General features: G+C 40.1%; 27 protein-coding genes and 1 pseudogene. 1 reads left to right on the top strand and 27 read right to left on the bottom strand.

The genetic code is table 11. The annotated features are described in order from the left end of the window. Window positions 1-15: 15 nt before the first annotated feature. The 3 genes from FPV17_RS15955 to rpoN form a co-directional block, all read right to left on the bottom strand. Window positions 16-1,065, bottom strand: coding sequence for a sugar-binding transcriptional regulator (locus FPV17_RS15955; RefSeq protein ID WP_367614611.1), 1,050 nt, complete (start codon window positions 1,063-1,065; stop codon window positions 16-18). 99 nt (window positions 1,066-1,164) lie between these two features. After that, window positions 1,165-1,413 carry a glutaredoxin family protein gene (locus tag FPV17_RS15960; RefSeq protein WP_035394600.1) on the bottom strand — a complete coding sequence of 83 codons (249 nt, stop codon included), beginning with the start codon at window positions 1,411-1,413 and terminating at the stop codon, window positions 1,165-1,167. Beyond that, entirely contained in the window at window positions 1,413-2,729 is a 1,317-nt protein-coding gene (gene rpoN / locus FPV17_RS15965) for an RNA polymerase factor sigma-54 (protein ID WP_144559439.1), read from the bottom strand. The genes FPV17_RS15960 and rpoN overlap by 1 nt, the downstream gene beginning before the upstream one ends. Before the next feature lie 250 nt (window positions 2,730-2,979). Here rpoN and clpP point away from each other — a divergent pair. Continuing rightward, a pseudogene (gene clpP, locus FPV17_RS15970) lies at window positions 2,980-3,573 on the top strand (ATP-dependent Clp endopeptidase proteolytic subunit ClpP); the annotation flags it as partial. A 42-nt stretch (window positions 3,574-3,615) separates the two neighbouring features. Here clpP and FPV17_RS15975 read toward each other — a convergent pair. The 24 genes from FPV17_RS15975 to FPV17_RS16090 form a co-directional block, all read right to left on the bottom strand. Next, entirely contained in the window at window positions 3,616-3,975 is a 360-nt protein-coding gene (locus FPV17_RS15975; protein ID WP_035394603.1) for a DUF4870 domain-containing protein, read from the bottom strand. Between the two features lie 80 nt (window positions 3,976-4,055). After that, entirely contained in the window at window positions 4,056-4,313 is a 258-nt protein-coding gene (locus FPV17_RS15980; protein WP_035394605.1) for an HPr family phosphocarrier protein, read from the bottom strand. A gap of 31 nt (window positions 4,314-4,344) precedes the next feature. Then, on the bottom strand, window positions 4,345-5,295 hold the full coding sequence (gene whiA, locus FPV17_RS15985) for a DNA-binding protein WhiA (RefSeq protein ID WP_035394608.1): 951 nt from the start codon (window positions 5,293-5,295) through the stop codon (window positions 4,345-4,347). A 49-nt stretch (window positions 5,296-5,344) separates the two neighbouring features. Then, window positions 5,345-6,298, bottom strand: a complete 954-nt coding sequence (gene mgfK / locus FPV17_RS15990) for a gluconeogenesis morphogenetic factor MgfK (protein WP_144559440.1) — start codon at window positions 6,296-6,298, stop codon at window positions 5,345-5,347. Next, window positions 6,295-7,185: an RNase adapter RapZ gene (rapZ, locus tag FPV17_RS15995; RefSeq protein WP_144559441.1), complete on the bottom strand. Its 891-nt coding sequence runs from the start codon at window positions 7,183-7,185 to the stop codon at window positions 6,295-6,297. Before rapZ ends, mgfK begins: the two co-directional genes overlap by 4 nt. Before the next feature lie 13 nt (window positions 7,186-7,198). Then, window positions 7,199-7,672: an NUDIX hydrolase gene (locus FPV17_RS16000; protein ID WP_081762100.1), complete on the bottom strand. Its 474-nt coding sequence runs from the start codon at window positions 7,670-7,672 to the stop codon at window positions 7,199-7,201. 207 nt (window positions 7,673-7,879) lie between these two features. Further along, entirely contained in the window at window positions 7,880-8,833 is a 954-nt protein-coding gene (trxB, locus tag FPV17_RS16005; RefSeq protein WP_035394612.1) for a thioredoxin-disulfide reductase, read from the bottom strand. Between the two features lie 110 nt (window positions 8,834-8,943). Then, entirely contained in the window at window positions 8,944-10,023 is a 1,080-nt protein-coding gene (locus tag FPV17_RS16010) for a tetratricopeptide repeat protein (RefSeq protein WP_144559442.1), read from the bottom strand. Between the two features lie 131 nt (window positions 10,024-10,154). Then, a complete protein-coding gene (gene hisIE / locus FPV17_RS16015; protein ID WP_144559443.1) occupies window positions 10,155-10,769 on the bottom strand; it encodes a bifunctional phosphoribosyl-AMP cyclohydrolase/phosphoribosyl-ATP diphosphatase HisIE in 615 nt (204 codons plus the stop codon). Next, window positions 10,766-11,524, bottom strand: a complete 759-nt coding sequence (hisF, locus tag FPV17_RS16020) for an imidazole glycerol phosphate synthase subunit HisF (RefSeq protein WP_035394614.1) — start codon at window positions 11,522-11,524, stop codon at window positions 10,766-10,768. Before hisF ends, hisIE begins: the two co-directional genes overlap by 4 nt. Then, window positions 11,514-12,254: a 1-(5-phosphoribosyl)-5-[(5-phosphoribosylamino)methylideneamino]imidazole-4-carboxamide isomerase gene (gene hisA, locus FPV17_RS16025; protein WP_144559444.1), complete on the bottom strand. Its 741-nt coding sequence runs from the start codon at window positions 12,252-12,254 to the stop codon at window positions 11,514-11,516. Before hisA ends, hisF begins: the two co-directional genes overlap by 11 nt. Then, window positions 12,255-12,887: an imidazole glycerol phosphate synthase subunit HisH gene (gene hisH / locus FPV17_RS16030; RefSeq protein ID WP_144559445.1), complete on the bottom strand. Its 633-nt coding sequence runs from the start codon at window positions 12,885-12,887 to the stop codon at window positions 12,255-12,257. Then, a complete protein-coding gene (hisB, locus tag FPV17_RS16035) occupies window positions 12,887-13,474 on the bottom strand; it encodes an imidazoleglycerol-phosphate dehydratase HisB (RefSeq protein WP_144559446.1) in 588 nt (195 codons plus the stop codon). The genes hisH and hisB overlap by 1 nt, the downstream gene beginning before the upstream one ends. Beyond that, window positions 13,471-14,754, bottom strand: a complete 1,284-nt coding sequence (gene hisD / locus FPV17_RS16040; protein ID WP_144559447.1) for a histidinol dehydrogenase — start codon at window positions 14,752-14,754, stop codon at window positions 13,471-13,473. The genes hisB and hisD overlap by 4 nt, the downstream gene beginning before the upstream one ends. Before the next feature lie 11 nt (window positions 14,755-14,765). After that, window positions 14,766-15,386 carry an ATP phosphoribosyltransferase gene (hisG, locus tag FPV17_RS16045; protein WP_035394618.1) on the bottom strand — a complete coding sequence of 207 codons (621 nt, stop codon included), beginning with the start codon at window positions 15,384-15,386 and terminating at the stop codon, window positions 14,766-14,768. 4 nt (window positions 15,387-15,390) lie between these two features. Further along, window positions 15,391-16,551, bottom strand: coding sequence for an ATP phosphoribosyltransferase regulatory subunit (locus FPV17_RS16050; RefSeq protein WP_035394620.1), 1,161 nt, complete (start codon window positions 16,549-16,551; stop codon window positions 15,391-15,393). A gap of 132 nt (window positions 16,552-16,683) precedes the next feature. Then, entirely contained in the window at window positions 16,684-17,181 is a 498-nt protein-coding gene (locus tag FPV17_RS16055) for an acyltransferase (RefSeq protein WP_144559448.1), read from the bottom strand. Beyond that, on the bottom strand, window positions 17,178-17,819 hold the full coding sequence (ppaX, locus tag FPV17_RS16060) for a pyrophosphatase PpaX (protein ID WP_035394622.1): 642 nt from the start codon (window positions 17,817-17,819) through the stop codon (window positions 17,178-17,180). Before ppaX ends, FPV17_RS16055 begins: the two co-directional genes overlap by 4 nt. Next, window positions 17,809-18,765 carry a nucleoside recognition domain-containing protein gene (locus FPV17_RS16065; protein WP_035394623.1) on the bottom strand — a complete coding sequence of 319 codons (957 nt, stop codon included), beginning with the start codon at window positions 18,763-18,765 and terminating at the stop codon, window positions 17,809-17,811. Before FPV17_RS16065 ends, ppaX begins: the two co-directional genes overlap by 11 nt. Before the next feature lie 14 nt (window positions 18,766-18,779). Next, entirely contained in the window at window positions 18,780-19,619 is an 840-nt protein-coding gene (gene lgt / locus FPV17_RS16070; protein WP_246117048.1) for a prolipoprotein diacylglyceryl transferase, read from the bottom strand. Between the two features lie 26 nt (window positions 19,620-19,645). Further along, the gene (gene hprK / locus FPV17_RS16075; RefSeq protein WP_035394625.1) at window positions 19,646-20,581 is read right to left on the bottom strand and encodes an HPr(Ser) kinase/phosphatase; all 936 of its coding nucleotides are present in this window, start codon (window positions 20,579-20,581) and stop codon (window positions 19,646-19,648) included. Between the two features lie 150 nt (window positions 20,582-20,731). Continuing rightward, entirely contained in the window at window positions 20,732-21,076 is a 345-nt protein-coding gene (locus FPV17_RS16080; protein WP_035394626.1) for a phage holin family protein, read from the bottom strand. Window positions 21,077-21,091: 15 nt separating this feature from the next. After that, complete coding sequence (locus FPV17_RS16085; protein ID WP_060703688.1) at window positions 21,092-21,277, bottom strand: PspC domain-containing protein; 186 nt, start codon at window positions 21,275-21,277, stop codon at window positions 21,092-21,094. Window positions 21,278-21,306: 29 nt separating this feature from the next. Next, window positions 21,307-22,374 carry a DUF4097 family beta strand repeat-containing protein gene (locus FPV17_RS16090; protein ID WP_035394631.1) on the bottom strand — a complete coding sequence of 356 codons (1,068 nt, stop codon included), beginning with the start codon at window positions 22,372-22,374 and terminating at the stop codon, window positions 21,307-21,309. Between the last annotated feature and the right edge of the window lie 53 nt (window positions 22,375-22,427).

A 22,427-nucleotide genomic window follows, 5' to 3' on the forward strand; every position in this document is an offset into this window, starting at 1 on the left:
GGGAATCCCTTTTTTTCAAGCTTTGTGTTGCAAAAGTTCCTTAGCAGCTGCTTCATCAGTAACAAGAACATCACTCGGTCGATGCTTCATAAATGCAAGAATCGCATTCGCCTTTGACTTGCCACCAGCAACGGATATGACATGTTTCCCTTCTAACTCGTTCAGCTGAAGACCGATTGTTCGCTGTTTATAGATGATTTTCCCAGCAGCATCAAAGTAGTAGCCAAATGCTTCTGCTACCGCTTCTTCCCGCTCAAGCGTTTCAATAAACAGGTCTTTTGAATGACGTCTTGTAGCCATTCGTTGTGCATCACCAATACCGTGTATAACAACCGCTGAAGATTTAATCACTTCTAGAATATCCTTTACGGTTGGTTCTAATACAAGAGAATGGTACGCATCTTCACTTAGCTGATCTGGAACATGTAACAATCGATAGGCTGCACCAGTTCTTCTGGCAAATTCAGCGCTAATCGTGTTTGCTTGTATTTCCACTTTCTCACCAAGCCCACCTCTAGCAGGAACAAAGATCGTAGAAGCAAGGGTTTCATTTCGCTCTGCCATGTTCGCTACCGCAGCAAGAGTTGTGCCGCCCATAACAGCAAGTACATCATTTGCCTTTGCAATAGCTTGTATTTCTTTCATACAGGCTCTACCAAGCTCTTGTTTCACCCATTCTTCTTCATCACTATTTCCAGCTACAACAATGACAGTTGCAACGCCAAGATGAGCGGATAACCGATCTCCCAACTGACTTAAACCAAGTAATTCAGAAACGACTTCCTCTAATTCAAGAAAAACCGCTTCTCCGTGAGTGGTTAGTGTCATACCAGCTGTACTAAGGTCAATCAGCCCTTGGTCTTTCAAGAAAGTGACCTCACCTCTTACAATTCGCTCTGACAGCTGCATGTTTGTCGCTAATCCACGTCTCCCGATCGGCTGCATTAACCGAATGGATTGCAAGAATCGATATCGTTTTAACATCGTCTGCATGAGATCAGGTACTAGATGTTGCTGTAATTTTAGTAACGAACGAATGAAATCACCTCCAACACCGGGACGCATTCAGTCCACCTGTGACATATTATGTCCCGACAAGGGTAAAAAAATATCACTTACGCTTGTATTTTAACAAGGAAGTGATAATTAAACAAGTTAAAGCACTTATTTTTCTTTTTCTATTTGTTTAAAACTCTCTTCTAGTTCATCTGCACTTAGTTGACCAAACCCGAGCTCATGGCTTTCATAATAGACAACCGGAATCATTAGATGAAACTTTTCCAATAACGTGTCATCTGAATAAATATCGACCTTTCTAATGGAAAGCTCATATTCCTTAGCAAAAGTTTCTACTTCTCGGTACCCTTTGTCACATAGGGGACAATGTTCTTTTGTGTAAAACGTTACTATCATTAGCCAATCCTTTCGTGATCGTCGTATCGCTTTCGTTTCACAGACGATAAAATGCCAAGTTCATCCCGATATTTTGCTATTACCCTTCTCGAAAGCGAAATCCCTTCATTGGTTTTTAGCAATTCAACAATTTGTTGATCAGACAATGGCTTTTCTTTGTTCTCTATTTCAATCATTTGTTTGAGCAAAGACTTTACAGATGAATTCGAAATGCTTTCATTTATCGCTGAAGCACGTGCAGAAAATAATGATTTTAATTCAATTAAACCACGTGGAGTCTGTGCATATTTATTTGCCGTTGCTCGACTTACAGTTGATTCATGAATATCAAGCTCAGTAGCAATCATTTGTAAGGTCATTGGCTGTAGCTGGCCTTGCTTCGACATAAAATAAGGCGCTTGAATGTAACTAATGACTTCGGCTACTTGCAAGATTGTCTTCTCTCGTTGTTTCAAACTCGTTAATAACCATTCGATTTGTTGTTCTTTCTCATTACAATAACGTCGTGTTTGTTGATCAAGCTGGAGAAGCTCTTTGTATTCGTTATTTACTTCAATAGTTGGCACAATCGTTGAACTTGTTGACACAAGAATTTCACCATTAAATAGTGTAAAGTGAACGTCAGGTTCTATATAAACAGTCGGTTCAGTATAAAACGATATTCCTGGCCGAGGTTGGAGCGTTCGGATCACATCATAAATTTCCTGAATATCAAGCATTGCAACTCGATACGTTTTAGACAGCTCTTTCCACTTTCTCGCTGCTAGTTTCTCTAAGTCGTTCAGTATAATGGCTTTAGTGACTGGATGATCTAGCCCCTGTCTTATCACTTGCAAATATAAGCACTCCGCTAATGAAAAGGCTCCTACCCCAGCGGGCTCTAATGATTGTAGTATTTGAATTCCCTCTTGCAGTTCTTCTTCTGAACACTCTAACCAGTCACAATAAAAAGCGAGCGATTCCGGGAAATAACCATCTTCATTCAAGCTTTCAATCAAAAAAGCAAGTCGCTTTTTTTGTCTGGTTGTTAGCGACAGATCAACAAGCTGTTGTCTCACATACTCTTTTAACGTACCGTTTACATTCGATGTATTTTCTAATGCTTTATGTTTTTCATCACTTTTCCTGCTAATTAGTTTAGGATGATTGTCTTTCTGATTCGTTTTCTTCAACTCTAATAATGGATTTTCTAATGCTAATTCCTCTAAATAAGAGCGAACATCTAACGTTGAATATTGTAATAAGTGGATGGCTTGCCGCAGTTCATGGGTCATGATTAAGCTTATTGTTTGTTTTTGAAAAAGACCTAGCTCCATATCTGATCTCCTCCTCCAATTATCATATCATAAAATCATTGCTTTTTTGTTGTAAACGCTTACTTTTTTACTTCTTTTTTCTTTAGGTTTATAACCGCTTTAATTAGGCTATGATGAAAGCAGACTAAATACTTTGTTTCCACCACTCTTTACATACGTCAAACAATTAATTTGACCTTAATTGACCATTAGGTTAGAATGGACTTAGAGTAGTGAAGTACTACTATACTATGACGAAAACGAGGAGGAATCACACGTGAACTTAATTCCTACTGTAATTGAACAAACAAACCGCGGTGAACGAGCATACGATATTTATTCTCGCCTTTTGAAAGACAGAATTATTATGCTTGGTAGCGCTATTGATGACAACGTAGCAAATTCAATTGTTGCACAATTACTCTTCCTACAAGCGGAAGACCCTGAGAAAGATATTTCGATTTACATTAACTCTCCTGGTGGCTCCATTACTGCTGGAATGGCGATTTATGATACGATGCAGTTTATCAAACCTGACGTATCCACAATCTGTACAGGAATGGCAGCATCTATGGGTGCATTCCTTCTAACAGCAGGTGCAAAAGGTAAACGAATGGCTCTTCCTAATAGTGAAGTGATGATTCACCAACCACTAGGCGGTATGCAAGGTCAAGCTTCCGATATGGAAATCCATGCAAGAAGAATTATTGAAATGCGCCAGAAGCTTAATGAAATCATGGCTGAACGCACTGGTCAACCGTATGAGCAAATTGCAAAAGATACAGATCGTGATAACTTTATGACGGCTGATCAAGCAAAAGAATACGGTTTGATTGATAAAGTATTCGAAACGAACAAAAAATAACAACAAAAAAACTCAATTATTGCTTAGCAATAATTGAGTTTTTTATGGTTTGAAGAATTGAATGCTTAGCGGTATGACATAGTATTCACCATAGTAACTCTTAACTGCAGCAACGATGGTAAATATAATTCCCAATAACCAAACGATTGGTACAATGATAAAGCCAATTACTACGAAAATGAGAATACTACCGATAAGTGAATAGATCGTGTACGAAAGAAAGAAGTTAAAATATTGTTTGCCGTGAAAGTCAACAAAGTCCGATTCTCTTTTTAACAAGAGCCATATAAGTAATGGCGCAAGTATCGGTGCAAAAAAACTCAAGACATAAAGTAACGTAACCGCCACTTTTCCATCCGGCTCTTTCTCTTCTCGATAATCAATAATATCGTTATCACGCATATGCTCAACCCCTTTTGATTGTATACGAACCACCACTTTCTTCGGTTTCAAAAAGAACATAGTCTAAAAAGGATGTTCGATCAATCTTCGTTCTGAACATACTCAACAAGAGCATCTAACGCTTCGTCTTCATCATGCCCTTCCGTTACAATGGTAATAACGGTTCCCTTTCCAAGAGCAAGACTCATTAACCCCATAATGCTTTTTGCATTCACTTTAGAATGATCTTTGACAATATAAACATCTGCTGCAAAGCGATTTGCCTCTTGTACAAAAAGTGCTGCTGGACGTGCTTGCAAGCCCGTTTTCAACTCAATTGTTACTTCTTTTTGCGCCATAATTCTTCTCCTTTATACTTAATAGTTACCTTTATTTCTGATTATACGTACCGTTTCTAAGCTTGTCTGCAAATTCATCAATTTTTCGCAAACGATGATTGACTCCAGACTTGCTCACCTTACCACCCTCAACCATTTCACCAAGTTCCTTTAATGTTACATCTTGGTGGGTCACTCGTAGCTTTGCAATTTCTTGTAATTTGGGTGGAAGCTGATCCAAACCAATTTCTTTTTCAATGAAGCGAATATTTTCGACCTGGCGAAGGGCAGCACCAACCGTTTTATTCAAGTTTGCTGTTTCGCAATTTACAAGTCGATTCACTGAGTTTCGCATATCTTTTAAGATGCGTACGTCTTCAAAATAAAGCAAAGCTTGATGTGCACCAATGATGTTCAGGAATTCCGTAATTTTCTCGCTTTCCTTTAGATACGTAATAAACCCTTTTTTCCTCTCAAGTGTCTTGGCTGATAAGGAAAATTCGTTCATTAATTCACATACTGCTTGATTGTGCTCTTCATAGAGAGAGAATATCTCAAGATGATAAGAAGAGGTTTCAGGATGGTTAATGGACCCCCCTGCCAAAAACGCCCCTCTTAAATAGGCTCGTTTACAACACGCATTTTGCACAATAGAGGGGGAAATTGTACGTATAAATTCAAATGGTTCTTTTAAAATGTGTAAGTCCCCTAAAAGTTCTCGCGCTTCTTTTGTAATACGTACAAGATAAACATTGTTTTTCTTTAGCCTCATTTTTTTTCTGACAAGTAATTCAATGTGTATATGAGGATACAATCGTTTGATTAATGTATACATCCTTCTTGCGATTGCTGCATTTTCCGTTGTAACATCTAGGCTGATCTGCTGATTTGCTAACGATAACGAGCCATTCATGCGAATCAACGCAGAAAGTTCAGCTCTAGCACAGCAGGACTGCACGTCAAGCTGTGTTAACTCCTTTTTGGCGCTTGCTGCAAAAGACACGCCCGACCACCCTTTCTAACTGAACAGATCCAACACGCGTTCTTACTCTTTATTTTTCTATATCCAATAAACTCAATAATGCTTCAGACACTCTCTTTGCATCGTGCCTAAGCTTATAATCTGATTCTACCACAAACTGATCTTTTATAACCGAAACTCCTAATTCTTTTAACTTCGTCTCGTCAATGACGACTTGCTCAGCTTTCTCCATGCGATAACGGGAAAGTGCCGTTTCTGTCAACTGCTGATGATTGACTAACACATGTTGCACAATTTGGCTTTGACAATGGGTAAGAATGGCTTGAACATGATCCGAGACCGCATAATGATCCGTTTCTCCAGCTTGCGTCATGACATTACAAATATAAGCTCTTTTTGCCTTCGAAGTCATAATGGCTTCAACAATACCAGGTACTAACAAATTCGGCAAAATACTCGTATAAAGAGAACCAGGTCCTAAAACAATTAAGTCTGCTGTTTTTAATGCATGTAACGTCTCTGATAATGGAGAGATGTCCTTTGGTGTTAAATAAACACGCTTAATTTTCTTTTCTGCAAGGGGAATTTTTGATTCACCACTCACATGAGTACCGTCTTCCATTTCAGCATGTAAAATAATGCTTTTATTCGCCGCAGGTAATACACTTCCCCGAACATTTAAGACTCGACTCAATGTAGCGATCCCTTTCTGAAAGTCACCAGTGATAGAGGTCATTCCTGCCAACAATAAGTTTCCAAGGGAGTGGCCATTTAATCCGTCGCCACTCGCGAATCGATGTTGAAATAACTCTTCCACTAACGGTTCCACTTCTGCCAGTGCGACCAAAACATTTCGAACATCTCCCGGAGGTGGAATATCTAATTCTTTTCTTAAAATACCAGAACTTCCACCGTCATCGGCAACAGTTACAATGGCTGTAATATCGACTGGGTATGTCTTTAATCCTTTTAAGATGACAGATAGTCCTGTTCCGCCACCAATTACGACAACTTTTTTTCTCATAAGGAGTTAGCCTTCCTCTTATCGATGTCTCGATGAGATGCATAGACATTATAGTGTGGGTTGTAATAGTCTGCTAAATATTCTGCAAGTGTCACCGAACGATGCTGACCCCCTGTGCATCCTATCCCTATAACAACCTGACTTTTCCCTTCTCGTTTGTAGTGCGGTAGCGTAAAGTCGAACAAATCCGTTAATTTATCTAAAAATTGCTTCGTTTCTTTCCACTTTAATACGTAAGATGAAACTTCTGATTGAAGACCGGTTTTTGGCCGAAGCTCATCTAAATAGTGAGGGTTAGGTAAAAACCGAACATCAAACACGACATCTGCATCAATCGGAATCCCATATTTGAAACCAAACGAGACAAAGTGAACCGTAAATGCCTCACTGACATTAGAAGAAAAGCGCTCCATTATTTTCGAACGTAGTTGAACAGGCTTTAATTCTGTCGTATCGATAATTTGCTGCGCTCTTCCTTTCATTTCTTCAAGAAGTTCGCGCTCTTTCTTAATCCCTTCTAACGGCAATCCACTCTTAGCTAGCGGGTGAGTCCGCCTTGTCTCTTTATAACGCTGTACAAGCTTTGCATCTTTGGCATCTAAGTACAAAATTTGAATATGAATTCGTTCTGCCGGTTCCTCGCGAAGGGAATCAATCGCTCGAAAGAATTCATCAAAGAACGATTGTCCTCTTAAATCCATCACTAAAGCGACTTTTGTCACTTTATCAACGCCGCCTTCAATCAGCTCAATAAACTTAGGCAACAGTGCCGGAGGAAGGTTATCAACGCAATAATAGCCTAAATCTTCAAAGCTTTGCACAGCTACCGTTTTCCCAGCACCAGACATTCCTGTTATAACGACAACTTCTACATCTGCACTTTTCAACGTCGAGCCCTCCTTACATAAAAGCCGAACTTCTTCTTTCTTTTAATAGGTTATGTGATGTATCATAATAAAACGTGCTATATAACATTCCTTTGCCATGAAAGACGTGATCGAATATAAGCCGGTCGCCTTCAGCCATCGGCAAGGTTTGATATGCTTGATTAGGTTGCCACTGCAACTTCCCTTCAGGAGAATGTTTAAACAGTTGACCTGAAGCTTCGACAGCCTTAAATGTAAACATCATCCACTCATTCTGAATGCTCTCGTCTTCATTAACAATCACCATTGTTGTTACCGCTTGAAGTTCTGGCTGCTTCACAAGAAGACCTGTTTCTTCTTTCAATTCTCTAATTGCTGCTTCTTGAATCGTCTCTGTTGGTTCCATTTTTCCACCTGGAGCGACCCACCAGCCTTTACTTGGCTTTTGCAACAAAAGGCATTGTTCCTCAGAAGTTAAAATACAATTGGTTATCCGTTGCAACTTCATCACCCCACGTTCCTAATTCTATAGTATACAGTTAAATGAGAAAAGCGACAATGATTCTCCCTTCTTCAAAAACGACAAAAAAAGGAGCACGGATTCCATCCGCGCTCATCAAGAAAACTCTATAATAAAAAAGGGGGTCAATTACAATTCTTATTTTAGCACCCCTCTGTTTCAAATAGGTTACAGATACTTTAAAAGAAAATATCTTTATTCTGAGATGACTTTTTTCTGGTCGTCTAAATGCTCAAGGTAATGTTGAACATTTTGCGCGGCTATAGACCCATCACCTGTAGCTGTTACAATTTGGCGAAGTGATTTTTCTCGAACGTCTCCAGCAGCGAATACGCCTGGGATTTTTGTTTCCATTTCTTCGTTCGTTTCAATATAGCCTTCTTCGTTGGTAATAGAAAGGTTTTTAACACTTTCGTTAAGTGGCAACATCCCAATATAGACGAACACACCGTCTGCACTCATAGTAGATGTCTCACCTGTCTCTGTATCTTCCAAGGTAACGCCGCCAACTTTTCCGTCTTTCTCATTAATCTCGGTTACGACTTTATTCCAAACAAATTCGACTTTATCATTGGCAAAAGCGCGATCTTGTAATATCTTTTGGGCACGAAGTTGATCACGTCGATGCACAATCGTTACTTTTGATGCAAAGCGAGTTAAATAAACAGCTTCTTCTACTGCTGAATCTCCGCCGCCAACAACGATTAACTCTCGCTCTTTAAAGAAAGCCCCATCACAAACAGCACAATACGAGACACCACGACCGCCTAATTCTTGCTCTCCTGGAATACCTAACTTCTTGTATTCTGCACCTGTCGACACAATCACTGCTCGGGCTCTGTACTCTTTTGAACCAGCGATAATTTTTTTCGTATCGCCTTCATCAATAATTTCTTTTATATCTCCATATCCGTACTCTGCACCGAATTTTTTTGCGTGCTCAAACATTTTATTGGATAAATCCGGTCCAAGAATATGGTCAAATCCTGGATAGTTCTCTACTTCCTCTGTATTAGCCATTTGACCACCTGGCATACCTCTTTCAAGCATTAAGGTTTTTAAATTTGCTCTTGATGTATATACAGCAGCTGTCATTCCAGCTGGACCTGCACCTGCTATTATGACATCATAAATTGTTTCAGTTGACATGTTTAACACTCCTTACGCGCCAATTCTCTCTCTTATTCATGCGCCTCATCTAAAGAAGATCTACTCTTCTAATAGTCTTTTCTAATTCCGATATCTTATCCGTTTCACTCTTATCCTAGCGGAGTTTCCGACTGATTGTCTACTAACATGCTCAAGCCTGCCTCACGTTCCATTATGGAGAACAAAACGGAGTCGCGTTCTCCACGTTCCATTTTCTCCATACAGGATTTGACTCTTGCATCGCCGACAACAATCGCTGCTTTCATCATATCCATTGCTGACTCAACATTTCCAACATGATAGTCTGCTACAGCAAAGCAATGAAAGAGCGATTGCTCTTTTAGCAATGTATGATCTTTTTTGCGTAAAGCTACTTCTTCATAAGCACCAATGTGGCAAAGAACATGAATAAGACGAATTTTGGAGTCATAGTGGATTGGTTTGATTTTTTTTAGGATCTCTCCATACTCGTTCGCTTTCTCTTTATAACCTAGTTGATGATGAAAAACGGCTACATTACAAAGTGCCAGTAAATTGCCTTGATCAGCTTCGAGTATCTCTTCACACTTATCAAAAGCCAATTGCTCCTGTCCCGTCCGAAACAGAGCCTCTGCTAAATGATTTTGGGCTGCCCAATTTTCAGGCTGTATATCAAGAACCTTTTTAAGCAATGGGATAGCCTCTCTTACATTTCCTTCAGTTAAGAGAATCCATGCATTTTCATGGTTATTTAATGACTCTTCTTCCTTCTCTTCTTCATCAAGAGGATCTTCTTCAAACAGCTCAGCTAATTCTTTTGCATCGTCAACAAATGCCCCTTTTGGTTCTAATGCTAAATAACGTGTAACGTGCTTTTCGGCTTGAAAAAAATGGCCAAGAAACACTTCATTATTCGCAATGAAAAAATGACATACTGGATGCTCATCATTGTACGTTTCTAAAATTTGGTACAGCAACTCATTGGAACGTTCATATTCGCCAAGTTCGGTTAATACTGCTGCTAATTGAATTTTAAAAATCGGTTCTGTTTCCGTTAATTTCACAGCTCGCTCAAATAACTTCGCTGCACGGGATAAACGCTTATCGTGAAATGCAGCCAATCCTTTATGAAAGAAATAATCGCCACTTCGATAAAATGGGATGACGACATTTGAATGAATCTTATTACTTGCTTGCTTTTTTCGCATCATCCGTTGTTACCTCCAAGCAAATCTAATCAATGCTCAAGTATACATTATAGCTTAATCCAGCTCTCGTTCCGACTACATTTTTGCTAAAAAAAAGAAAAAAGTCAACGGATCGTTTGACTTTTTTCGAAAATCTAGTCTTTATGACGCTGTTCTAGCGTGTTCATAATAGCTGCTAACGGAATATTTTTTTCTTCTAATAGTACAAGGAGGTGATAGAATAAGTCAGCAACTTCCCAATGCATCTCTGTTTGATCCTCATTCTTCGCTGCAATAATGACTTCGCTTGCCTCTTCGCCAACCTTTTTAAGGATTTTATCAATGCCTTCCGTAAAGAGGTATGTTGTATACGCACCTTCTGGCATTTCTTTTTTCCGATTAGATATCGTTTTTTCAAGAGATTCGAGTATAGCGAATGGATTACTTGTATTCCTATCGTTCTCACTGTCGCCTTTAAAACAACTTACGGCTCCTGTATGGCAAGCAGGGCCTTTCGGGTTAACGAAAAGCAAGACAGCATCTTGGTCACAATCGTAACGGATTTCAATTACTTCCTGCTTGTTGCCAGACGTTGCGCCTTTATTCCATAGTTCTTTTCTAGAACGACTATAAAACCACGATTCTTTCGTCTCTATCGTCAAGTCCAGTGCTTCTTGATTCATGTACGCTAATGTCAACACTTCCTTCGTTTGCGCATCTTGAACAATGGCTGGTACAAGCCCATTTTCGTTGAATTGAACGTTCGTCATCGTACATGCACTCCTTTTTCTTTTAATACCTTTTTCACTGCATCAATCGTTGTTTCTTTATAGTGAAAGATTGATGCTGCCAAAGCCGCATCAACTGTGGCTTTTTGGAAGACATCAACAAAATGCGTAGCTTCTCCTGCTCCTCCTGAAGCAATAATAGGTACATTGACACAATCCGTTAGCTTTTGCAGGAGAGGTACATCAAAGCCCGATTTCTCCCCATCTTTATCCATACTTGTCACAAGCAATTCCCCTGCTCCTAATTGAACTGCTTGCTTGGCCCAAGCGTCAGCTGTCCAATCGGTCTCTTTACGACCACCATGAGTATAGACTTTCCAGGTATCCGATATTGAATCAAACTTAGCGTCAATGGCAACAACAATACATTGTGAGCCAAAGAAGCGCGACGCTTCTTCAATAAATTCGGGTCTTATGAGTGCTGCCGTATTTAACGAAACTTTATCTGCACCTGCTTGTAAAATGTTCCGAATGTTTTCGTTTGTATTAATACCGCCACCAACTGTAAATGGAATAGAAATAGACGCTGCTACTTTTTCCACAACATCTAACATGGTTTTTCTACCTTCATGAGATGCCGAGATATCTAAGAAAACAAGTTCGTCCGCACCTTGCTCATCATAATAGTGAGCAAGCTCCACCGGGTCGCCAGCATCTCGTAACGATAGAAATTGTGTTCCTTTAACGACTCGCCCTTCTTTCACATCTAAACATGGGATAATTCGTTTAGTTAGCATTGGTTTCCTCGCCTACTTTCACCGCTTCTTCCAAAGTAAAACGATTGGCGTAAAGTGCTTTACCAACAATGACTCCGGAAACCGTGGTCTGACAAAGTGCTTCTATGTCTTGAAGCTGACTAACGCCACCTGAAGCAATAATTTGTGCGCTCTTCCCAGCTATATTCGCCAGTTTTTCGCAAGCGGCAATGTTCGGTCCTTCTAGCATACCGTCCTTTGAAATGTCTGTATAAATAATCGTTTTCACGCCTGAATCAAGTAGAATTCTTGCTAACTCTTCAGCTTGAACGTTTGATGTTTCAATCCAGCCCTCTGTCGCCACTAACCCATCACGTGCATCTAAGCCAATGACGATTGACTCGCCATATTTTTTTACCATCTCTTTTGTAAAAGCCAAATTATTAACCGCCACGCTACCTAAAATCACTCGTTTTACACCAAGATTTAAATAGTAATCAATATCTTCCTCTGTTCGAATGCCACCACCAACTTGTACAGGAATAGTCAACTGCGACGCCATTTCCGCTATAAGCGGATTGTTAACAGGCTTTTTCTCTTTTGCTCCATCTAAATCAACAATGTGAACCCATTTGGCACCAGCGTCTTGAAACGATTGAGCTGTTTGTAGCGGTGAGTGGCTATACACCGTGTTTTTTTCATAATCACCTTGCTCTAAGCGAACACACTGTCCATTTAAAATATCGATTGCTGGATAAATCGTCATTCCCATTCAGTCCACTCCCTTTTCTGCCAGTTCCCCAAATCGTTTTAGTAATGCCGTACCAACTTGTCCACTTTTTTCGGGATGAAATTGCATTCCGAAAACGAGGTCTTTCTCTACAATTGCAGGCACATCGCACCCGTAATCTGCTTTTGCTGCCATGAGCTCATCAGGCGCTTCTACCACATATGAATGAACGAAATAAACATAGCCCTCTTCAATGCCTCCTGTGCTTGTTTTTTCATTTAAAAAAGCGAGACGGTTCCACCCCATATGAGGAATTTTTAAAGATGAATGGTCATGGTGTTGTTTTTCAGAAAAATGGATCACATTTCCATTTAAGTAAGCGAGACCTGCTGTTTCTCCATATTCTGTGCTTTTTTCAAATAAGAGCTGCATCCCTAAACAAATACCCAATAGTGGTTTTTGTTGATAAACATGCTGGTCGAGAAACGTGCGTAAACCGGTTGTGTCCAAGTTTTTCATAGCATCAGGAAAGGCACCAACTCCTGGCAAGATAAAAGCATCGCATTCCATTAATTCATCTGGATTACCGCTAATAAGATATGGAAATTGAAGTCGTTCTAATGCTTTTGATACAGAATGAAGGTTGCCCATACCATAATCAATAATGCCAATCATTAGAGCATCCCCTTCGTCGATAAAAGCCCTCTCTGATTTGGATCAATGCTTGCCGCTTCACGGAGGGCTCTCGCACACGCTTTAAAGATGGCTTCAATAATATGGTGGGTATTGTGTCCATAATGAACGATAATGTGTACATTCATTCTTGCTTCTAACGCCAGCTTCCAAAAAAATTCTCGTACTAGCTCTGTATCAAACGTTCCAACTGTTTCACTCGGAAGGTCCACACGATATTCTAAATGAGGGCGATTGCTTAAATCAACTACGACTTGAGCAAGTGCATCATCCATTGGAACAGTTGCTGATCCGTAGCGTCGAATTCCCTCTTTTGAACCGAGTGCATCTTTAAACGCTTCTCCTAAACAGATAGCTATATCTTCGGTTGTATGATGCGCATCTACTTCTATATCCCCCTCAGCTTGGACGTTTAAGTCAAATTGTCCGTGCTTTGCAAATAAATGCAGCATGTGTTCAAGAAACGGAACACCTGTATTTAACTCGATCTGTCCTTCACCATCTAATTGTACGGTTAATTGTATATCTGTTTCACCTGTTTTTCGCTGAATAGATGCTTCTCGACTCATTTCGTCTCCCCCTTTAATCGAACTTCTATCGCTCTTGCATGCGCCTCTAGCCCTTCCATTCGAGCCAACGTCATGATCGCCTGAGCATCCCCTTCAAACGCTGCTTTACTGTATGAAATGACGCTTGTTTTTTTTATAAAATCATCTACGGATAATGGACTTGAAAATCTAGCTGTCCCATTGGTGGGCAAGACGTGGCTTGGCCCTGCCATATAATCCCCAACAACCTCGGCACTATAGGGACCAATAAAAATAGCACCTGCATGCTTTATTTTCCCTAGCATTTCCATCGGGGCGTCTGTCATAATTTCAACGTGTTCACATGCCAAGTCGTTGACTACACCAATGGTCTGTTCAACGGAAGAACAGATGTAAATTTGACCATAGTCCGAAATCGCTTGCCTCGCAATCTCAGAATTCGGGAGTACATTTAGCTGGTTTGCTACTTCTTCCTTAACAGCTTCAGCTAATGAATGTGATGTTGTGACAAGGATCGCTGATGCCATTTCATCGTGTTCAGCTTGGGACAGTAAGTCGGCTGCAATGTATGATGGGTTTGCACCTTCATCAGCTAAGACACAAATTTCACTAGGACCAGCAATCATATCAATATCAACTTCTCCAAAAACTGCTCGCTTTGCTAACGCCACATACTGGTTTCCAGGTCCTGTAATCTTGTCGACTTTGGCAATTGATTCTGTACCATAAGCAAAAGCAGCAATTGCTTGAGCACCACCAACTTTATAGATGGATTGGATACCTAATTCATTTGCAGCAACGAGAACACCTGCGGGAAGATGGCCGAATTGATCTGGTGGGGATGCGACCGCTATCTGTTCAACGCCCGCTACAAGTGCAGGGACTGCATTCATAATGACAGAAGAAGGATACGCAGCTTTACCACCTGGAACATAAAGCCCTACTGCGTCCAGTGGCGTTACCTTTTGACCTAGCAAGGTCCCATCATCTTTTGTTTGCATCCAAGATGTGTTAATTTGCTCTTCATGATAAGTTGTAACGTTTTTAATCGCCTGTTTAATCGCATCGAGCTCTTCATTACGAATTGTTCTATAGGCAGTTTCAATCTCTTCTTTTGTAACGAGGAACGAGGAAACCGTAGCCCCGTCAAATTGCTTCGTTAATTCAACTAACGCTTTGTCTCCGCCTACTTTTACTTGTTCAATAATATCCGCAACGCTTTGAACGACCCGTTCATTCTCTTGTAAGCGAAGATTTTTTTGCACCACAGTTTTTTCTTTTTCTAGACGTATAACCTGCATCCTTTATCCTCCTAAACTACAGCTTGTAACTGTTTAATCATTCGCTGAATCTCTTCGCCTTTTAAGCGATAGCTCGAAGCGTTAACAATAAATCGCGAGGTAATTTCTTGGATCTTCTCTAACTCAACTAATCCATTTTCTTTTAGCGTTTGACCAGTTGACACAATATCAACAATGCGATTTGCTAGACCCATTATAGGCGCGAGCTCAATCGATCCATTAAGTTTAATGACTTCCACTTGCTCCCCTTGTTCTTTAAAATATTGAATGGCTAAATTCGGATACTTAGAAGCTACTTTAGGATGCAATTCACCTTTTTGATAATTTGGTAAACTTGCCACTGCTAAATAGCAAGCACTAATGTTTAAATCAAGCATTTCATAAACATCACGCTTTTCTTCAAGCATGACATCCTTCCCGGCAACACCTACATCGGCAACGCCTTGTTCTACATAGGTAGGAACATCCATTGGCTTCGCTAGGACAAAGCGTAAGTTTTCTTCGGGTACATCTATAATTAATTTTCGCGATTCTTCAAAAGTCTCTGGAAGCTGATAGCCTGCAGCACGCAACAATTTTACAGCTTCATCAAAGATCCGACCTTTTGGCATCGCAATCGTTAACGGTCTCATGTGCCTACTCCTCTTCAAAATGAATATACGCCAGCTCTACTTGTTCGTTCACCCAATTTTCTGATAGACCAGCTTGATCTTGTACAATAACAGCTTTACCGCGTTGGCGTAATTCAGCGGCTTTTTTATACGCTTCTTTCCGTCTAGAATGATGATACAACACACACCACTTTTTGTCCGGCTCGTTTTCACTTGAGTACACTTCACTGAGTAAATCAATTCTTAAACCAAATCCCGTTGCCGGAGCCGTACGTCCAAACTTTTTCAATAGTTCATCGTACCGTCCCCCGCCCCCTAAGGCTTGGGCAACATCTTCATGATAGGCTTCAAATACAAAACCAGTATAATAGCTCATATGAAGAACCGTGCTTAAATCAAATTGAACAAACGATTCAAATCCTTCTTCTTGTAATACATCCAAAATGCCTCGCAGTTCGTGAATAGCCTTTTTTCCCTCTTCTGAAGCTACCAACTGTTCTGCTTCGTCCAACACATACGCATTACCTCGCAACTCAAGCAATTGAATTAAGCGATTTTCAATGTCCGAGGGAAGTTCATACGTATAAACCGCTTCGCGAAAACCAACATCATTTTTTTCAAATAAATAACGTTGAAGTTGTTCTGCTTGATCGGCAGGCACCGACTCGTTTAATAACGCTCGGATAAAACCGATGTGACCTAAAACAAGCTGATACCGCTCTAGGCCAATTGTTTGCATCGCTTCTTGAAAAAGAACAAAGACCTCACTGTCACCGCTTGTTGTAGCATCACCAATTAGTTCAACACCAACTTGTTCAAATTCTGCTGGTCTACCTCCCTCTAATTGTTGAGCCCTGTATAAATTGGAATGGTAAGATAAGCGCAGTGGGAACGATTCTCTTTTCATTGTCGAGGAAACAAGACGAGCAATTGGCGCAGTCATATCGGGACGTAATACAAGTGTGTTCCCTGACAAGTCAAAGCATTTAAACAACTGCTGATCTGGGATAGCCGATAGTTTTCCCACTGTTTCAAAATACTCTAATGCAGGAGTCTGAACTTTTTCATATCCCCATTCTCCAATTGTTTGCATTAACTGTGTAGAAATTTTATTTTGTAAATGGTGTTGATGAGGCAATCGATCTCTCATCCCCAAAGGTTTCTCAAATAAAAATAGCTGTGACAAGGAAAACACCTCAAATGCTTTAGTTTGGTAAATCACTAATGAATTAAAGTTTTTTAATAGTTTACATTTGTTCGCTTAGAAAGTCAACTAGTTCAAGGTTAACAAAAAAGACTTGGATTGATTTCCAAGCCTTTAGTTCTGCTCATTCTGTCTTTTTATCACACGCATCGGACTCCCAGCGACAAATGTATCACTTTCCACATCCTTATGTACAACGGTGCCTGCACCAATTACGGCTCGATCGCCAATAATGACTCCAGGTAGAATGGTACAATTTGCTCCAATCATCACATCGTCACCAATGATGACGTCGCCTAAGCGATATTCTTGGATGAGGTATTCATGCGCAAGGATGGTCGTATTGTATCCAATGATGGTATTTGTGCCAACCTTAATACGCTCTGGAAACATGGCATCTACCATAACCATTAACGCAAAGGCTGTGTAGTCGCCAATCTTCATGTTTAAAAACGTACGATAAAGCCAGTTTTTCACGCGAAATGATGGTGTAATTCGTGCGGTTTGACTAATAATAAAAATTTTTATTACTTTCCCGAAAGATACGGTCTTATAAAGCTGCCAAAGCGAATTCGTTCCAGAAACCGGGTAGCGCTCCGTTCGTCTACTCATCTTTCTTTTACAATCGCAAGAAGATCATCCATGGATCGTATAATATAATCAGGTTCGAATGACTTCAAAAATGCCTCTCCTTTAAGTGCCCAGCCAACACCTACACTTACTGTTCCTGCATTTTTTCCTGCCAAAATGTCATGAGAATTATCCCCAACCATAATCGCTTCTTCCGCTTTAGCATTTAATTGTTCAAGCGCTTTATAGATAGGCTCAGGATTAGGCTTTTCTTTCGTTACATCATCTAGACCTATAATAACATCAAAATACGCATCCAAGCCTGTCAGCTTTAGGCCCATCATCGCAGTTTCTTTTATTTTCGTTGTTACAATGGCAAGCTTGTAGCCTTCATCATGTAATCGTTTAACGCCTTCTTTTACACCAGGGTAGATGGTCACAAGCGAGTCATGATGGTGATGATTATGTGTTCGATAGGTCTCTATATACGTCGCTGCTTTCTCTTTATTTATGGACGAAAACGTTTCTTGAAGAGAAGGACCAATAAATGGGAGGACTGTTTCTCTTGAATACTGACCTGGATAATCTGGCTCAAGTGTATGCAAAAATGATTGGATAATGAGCTCATTTGTATCAATAAGGGTTCCGTCTAAATCAAACAAAATGGTATTAATGGTCATATGCGGTTTCCTTTCTATACGATGATTCTTTTCTTTTTTCTAATCGGGTCCACACTCTTGAAATGACAATAGTTAATAACAAAGCCGTAATAACACGAATGACAAGAAGCGGCCAAACCGGAATACCTAGAACAACAAAAACAAGAGTATCCTCCACAACAGCATGACAAGCGACAAGGAAAATAAACACGATATAAAGATCTTTCTTCTTCACTTTGTCTTCTTTAACGGCATCAATCATGACCCCTGCTCCATAAGCAAGACCGATTGTTAAACCAGAAGCCAAGGTCACCGATGTATTTCGATCGACACCAATTAAGCGCGTTAGAGGAGAAAGCCATTGAGAGATTACTTTTAACCAGCCACGTTCACGCATAATTTGCACGATCAGCATAAGTGGAATGACAACTAACGCTAATTGTGCAACACCCCAAAAAGCAGTCTGTAACCCTACAGCAATCATACCTAGTAGTGTTGTTGGTTCAGCTGTTTGTGTAGCAGAAGCAAGACCGTAAACAGCCTGTTCACTTCCACCATCCCACACTAGATTAATTACAAATGCTGAAAATAGGGCGAGAAAGATTCGAACAGCTACAATCGGAAACACTTTTATTCCAACCTTTGTAGCGACTGCTGATTCCACAATGAGATTGTGCGAAAAAGATAACATAATAGCGAGAATGAATACTTCTTTGATCGTCAAGTCAAGGGAGAGAATGGCGCCAATTCCCGCAAATAAATTCAACACATTTCCGATAACTAACGGAATAGCAGCTTCGCCTGGTAAGCCAATTACATTCATAATAGGCGCAATGCCTGAAGCGATCCAACCGAGCACCGGCGTGTAGCCGAGCAGCGTGACAAACAATGTAATGGGAAAAATAATTTTGCCTAACGTCCATGTTGTCTGTAAACCTGATAACAGTCCTCGTTTCACCACTCCCATGGTATCCCTTCTTTCTATTTTTTCTTTTTCTGTTTACTATCGCTATCTGTATCTAAATATCTTGGTGGCTTTACGACGATGCGTCGATACGCCCAAAGAATAATGGATAAACCAATGAGAATAAGTGATAATAACTGTGCTGTTCTAAGGCTCTCTCCAATCAGTAAATAATCTAAACGGATCCCCTCAATGAAGAACCGTCCGACTGAATACCAGATGACGTAAGAGAAGAAAAGTTCCCCTTGGCGTAAATTCACTTTGCGTAGCAAAATAAGGATGACGACACCAAGAATACTCCATAAAGATTCGTATAAAAATGTCGGGTGATAGTAAGCCCCATTAATATACATTTGATTAATGATCCAATCAGGCAAAAACAAACTTTCTAAAAACGTCCGTGATACTTCGCCGCCGTACACTTCTTGGTTAACAAAATTCCCCCAGCGACCGATCGCTTGACCAATTAAAATAGCTGGTGCTGCAACATCAGCTATTTTCCAGAACGATAGCTTCTTCACACGCGCAAAAATAATAGCTGTAACAACTGCACCGATTAAGGCACCATGAATGGCAATTCCACCTTCACGAATGTTAAACACACTCATCGGACTATCTGCGAACTGGTCCCACCTGAAAATGACATAATAGGCTCTTGCGCAAATAATGGAAATTGGTAACGCCCACACAAGTAAGTCTGCATAAGTTTCTTTTGGTAACCCTCGTTTTTCCCCTTCAGAGCGAGCCCATAAATAACCGACTCCAACACCTAAAAGAATCAAAACAGCATACCAATAAATATCAATTGGACCAAGAGAAATAAACACTCGATCCATCGGTTCGATTTGTGTATTCACTTTAGTTCACCTCACAAACGTTCATTTTAAAAATCTTCATTGTCACCCTGTTCAATTACTTGCGTTAACCGTTCAGAAAATTCTTGGGCCGCATTAAAGCCTAAACGCTTTAAACGAAAATTCATAGCAGCGACTTCAATAATAACAGCTAAATTTCGCCCTGGTCTCACAGGCACCGTTAATTTCGTAATCTCTGTATCGAAAATTTTCATTTTATCTTCTTCGAGACCTAGTCGATCATAAGCTTTCTTTTGATCCCATGTTTCTAAATTCATACATAAACTAATTCGTTTAAATGGGCGAACCGCTCCGGCTCCAAAGAGTGTCATAACATTGATAATGCCTAATCCACGAATCTCCAATAAATGCTGGAGTAATGGAGGAGGATGCCCAACCAATGTATCCTCATTTTGTTGACGAATTTCTACAGAATCATCAGCCACAAGTCTGTGCCCTCTTCGAACAAGATCGAGCGCCGTTTCACTCTTACCTACACCACTACCACCTGTAATTAATACGCCAATACCATAAATATCAACAAGTACTCCATGAACCGCAGTCACAGGCGCTAGCTCACTCTCTAAGTAGTTTGTTACGCGGCTACTTAACTGTGTTGTTGTTAAAGTCGATCGTAAAACCGGAACATTTTTTTTATTGGCTGCCGCGATCAATTGAGAAGGCGCCTCAAGTCCACGAGATAAAATAATTCCAGGTGTATCATATGTACATAATTTGGTTAATCGTTCTTCTTTTTCCTCATCTGATAGTGATTTAATGAACGATAGCTCCGTTCTACCAATCAGCTGTAATCTTCGAGCTGGATAATAGGTAAAAAAACCAGCCATCTCTATGCCTGGACGAGAAATATCGCTTGTTGTAATCGGACGATAAATTCCTTCTTCTCCAGCTAGCAATTCAAAGTGAAACTTCTCTAATATATCGTTTGCTGTCACTTTTATCATTTGTGCACCTCTTTTACATTGCTTTTCACTAGCCATATTGTAGCACGATTTTCTCTAGAGTCATAAAACTTATAAAAGATCCACTCAATGAACAAAAAGAAAGACGTGGAAATAAGCATCCACGCCTGTTCTCCTTAATCGTATGGTACGTTAGCTTCTTTTAACTGGATTAATAAGCAAAGTCTGAAACAGTGCAATGATGACAGCTGCGAGCAGCGCAATACCAAATCCATCGATCACAAAGTAGCTTCCCATTAACCAAGCTGTTAGCATTAACGTTAACGCACTAATGACGAATAAAAACAGTCCTAGTGTCAAAATGGTAATCGGTAACGTTAAAATGGTTAGCACTGGTTTCACTGTCCAATTTAAAACAGATAAAATAAGCGCTGCAATCAACGCTGCTCCAAAGCCACTTAACGTAAACCCAGAGAATAACGCTGATAGAAGTAATAACACGAGTGCATTAAGCACAAGACCAAGTAACCATCTCATAAAAAGCCCTCCTTACTACTCTGCCGGCATAATAAATGTAGCGATAATATAGGCAAGTACGACGGGCCAAACCGTTGTGACCAATGCCAAAATCACAGCAATTAAACGAATGATAGTCGGATCAATTGAAAAGTGCTCTCCTATTCCGCCACATACGCCTGTTATAAAACGCTTCGTTGTCGATCTCTTTAATTGTTTCATTGTTGTAACGTCCTTTCAAAACAAACTGTTTACTGATTTCTTAGCGTAATGCTTCCTGTGTTCGCAACTGCACGAACTTTCATCTTTCCTGGAAGTGAATCGTTGGCCGTCACATGCATATAGCGTTGTGCCAATTCTTTCTTCTCATCATGAATCTCTGATGATTCAAGATGATTGTGAATGGAGCCGACATTTGATCGTAGCTTCCCTTCAAATCGAACATCGTCAGCTACAAAGAGCTTTACGCTTCCTGTTGTTGTTTTTACGTCCAAATAACCAGCGGATTCATTGTTTTTATTCAAATAATACGTAATAGATCCATTAACAGTTTCTACGTCGGCATCTTCAATTTTTCCTGTTACTTTAATTGTTCCATTAAAGGTTTTAGCAAATAATGATCCTAACGTATTTTCATCAACGGTAATGGACCCGTTCATCGTCTCTATTGTTGCTTTAGAGGCTTGAAGATGACTCGTTTTAATGGAGCCGTTTGTTGTGTTTGCTTCAAATTCTTTCGTATTCAACGATTCACCAGTTAAAGAACCATTGAATGTGTAAAGCTTGACGCTATCATATGTTGAAGCAGGAACATAAAGCGTTCCGTTTACTTTCATTGTTTTTGATTTCGTCTCGAATAGCAAGACATCATCTTCTACAGAAAAGGACGATTCTTTCAAGAGAAAATCATGCGCTTGTTCTGCATTGTTTGTACGGTAGACTTTCGCATCTAACTCCAGTCGTACTCCATCCTTCTCCCAAGGAACAATCGTAAAGGAGCCATTTTCTAAAGACACCTTTACATTTTTTATATCAACGTGATCCTCTTCAAACGTGTGTTGAATGTCCATTCCATTACCAAAATTAAAGTCAAAGTCGCCATCTCTTACTTTTTGGAATGCTGATTCAAAAAAACTTGTAAACTTTGTGAAAGGAGACTCTTCACGTTCTGTACCTTCTTCACGCGTCTTACTTGCTGCTGATTGAGAAGTAGGCACTTCTTGCTCATCTTTCCCAACTGCTTCAAGCAATTTTAGCCCTTCTTCAGCAGAAACTTTACCGTCTTCAATCATTTTTAGAATCATTTTACGTTCTTCCATCACGATCGCTCCTTTTTACTTAATAGCCTTTATAATCTTATTACGAAGAAGCA

The sequence above is a fragment of the Shouchella miscanthi genome, from assembly GCF_007725405.1.
In the GTDB taxonomy this organism is placed as follows: Bacteria; Bacillota; Bacilli; order Bacillales; family Bacillaceae_D; genus Shouchella; species Shouchella hunanensis.

What these genes read in the sequence shown, in the direction of transcription:
- hisD (WP_144559447.1), bottom strand. Translation starts at nt 14,754, where the DNA reads ATGCAGGTTATACGTCTAGAAAAAGAAAAAACTGTGGTGCAAAAAAAT.
- hisB (WP_144559446.1), bottom strand. Translation starts at nt 13,474, where the DNA reads ATGAGTCGAGAAGCATCTATTCAGCGAAAAACAGGTGAAACAGATATA.
- hisF (WP_035394614.1), bottom strand. Translation starts at nt 11,524, where the DNA reads ATGCTAACTAAACGAATTATCCCATGTTTAGATGTGAAAGAAGGGCGA.
- mgfK (WP_144559440.1), bottom strand. Translation starts at nt 6,298, where the DNA reads ATGAGAAAAAAAGTTGTCGTAATTGGTGGCGGAACAGGACTATCTGTC.
- ppaX (WP_035394622.1), bottom strand. Translation starts at nt 17,819, where the DNA reads ATGACCATTAATACCATTTTGTTTGATTTAGACGGAACCCTTATTGAT.
- FPV17_RS15960 (WP_035394600.1), bottom strand. Translation starts at nt 1,413, where the DNA reads ATGATAGTAACGTTTTACACAAAAGAACATTGTCCCCTATGTGACAAA.
- hisG (WP_035394618.1), bottom strand. Translation starts at nt 15,386, where the DNA reads ATGAGACCGTTAACGATTGCGATGCCAAAAGGTCGGATCTTTGATGAA.
- FPV17_RS16090 (WP_035394631.1), bottom strand. Translation starts at nt 22,374, where the DNA reads ATGGAAGAACGTAAAATGATTCTAAAAATGATTGAAGACGGTAAAGTT.
- FPV17_RS16085 (WP_060703688.1), bottom strand. Translation starts at nt 21,277, where the DNA reads ATGAAACAATTAAAGAGATCGACAACGAAGCGTTTTATAACAGGCGTA.
- FPV17_RS15955 (WP_367614611.1), bottom strand. Translation starts at nt 1,065, where the DNA reads ATGCGTCCCGGTGTTGGAGGTGATTTCATTCGTTCGTTACTAAAATTA.
- hprK (WP_035394625.1), bottom strand. Translation starts at nt 20,581, where the DNA reads ATGATAAAAGTGACAGCAAACGATATATTAGAGAAGTTTCACTTTGAA.
- hisIE (WP_144559443.1), bottom strand. Translation starts at nt 10,769, where the DNA reads ATGACGAACGTTCAATTCAACGAAAATGGGCTTGTACCAGCCATTGTT.
- hisA (WP_144559444.1), bottom strand. Translation starts at nt 12,254, where the DNA reads ATGGGAATGACGATTTATCCAGCAATCGATATTTTAAATGGACAGTGT.
- rpoN (WP_144559439.1), bottom strand. Translation starts at nt 2,729, where the DNA reads ATGGAGCTAGGTCTTTTTCAAAAACAAACAATAAGCTTAATCATGACC.
- FPV17_RS16065 (WP_035394623.1), bottom strand. Translation starts at nt 18,765, where the DNA reads ATGGGAGTGGTGAAACGAGGACTGTTATCAGGTTTACAGACAACATGG.
- FPV17_RS16000 (WP_081762100.1), bottom strand. Translation starts at nt 7,672, where the DNA reads ATGAAGTTGCAACGGATAACCAATTGTATTTTAACTTCTGAGGAACAA.
- trxB (WP_035394612.1), bottom strand. Translation starts at nt 8,833, where the DNA reads ATGTCAACTGAAACAATTTATGATGTCATAATAGCAGGTGCAGGTCCA.
- FPV17_RS15980 (WP_035394605.1), bottom strand. Translation starts at nt 4,313, where the DNA reads ATGGCGCAAAAAGAAGTAACAATTGAGTTGAAAACGGGCTTGCAAGCA.
- FPV17_RS15975 (WP_035394603.1), bottom strand. Translation starts at nt 3,975, where the DNA reads ATGCGTGATAACGATATTATTGATTATCGAGAAGAGAAAGAGCCGGAT.
- hisH (WP_144559445.1), bottom strand. Translation starts at nt 12,887, where the DNA reads ATGATTGGCATTATTGATTATGGTATGGGCAACCTTCATTCTGTATCA.
- FPV17_RS16080 (WP_035394626.1), bottom strand. Translation starts at nt 21,076, where the DNA reads ATGAGATGGTTACTTGGTCTTGTGCTTAATGCACTCGTGTTATTACTT.
- FPV17_RS16055 (WP_144559448.1), bottom strand. Translation starts at nt 17,181, where the DNA reads ATGAGTAGACGAACGGAGCGCTACCCGGTTTCTGGAACGAATTCGCTT.
- FPV17_RS16010 (WP_144559442.1), bottom strand. Translation starts at nt 10,023, where the DNA reads ATGATGCGAAAAAAGCAAGCAAGTAATAAGATTCATTCAAATGTCGTC.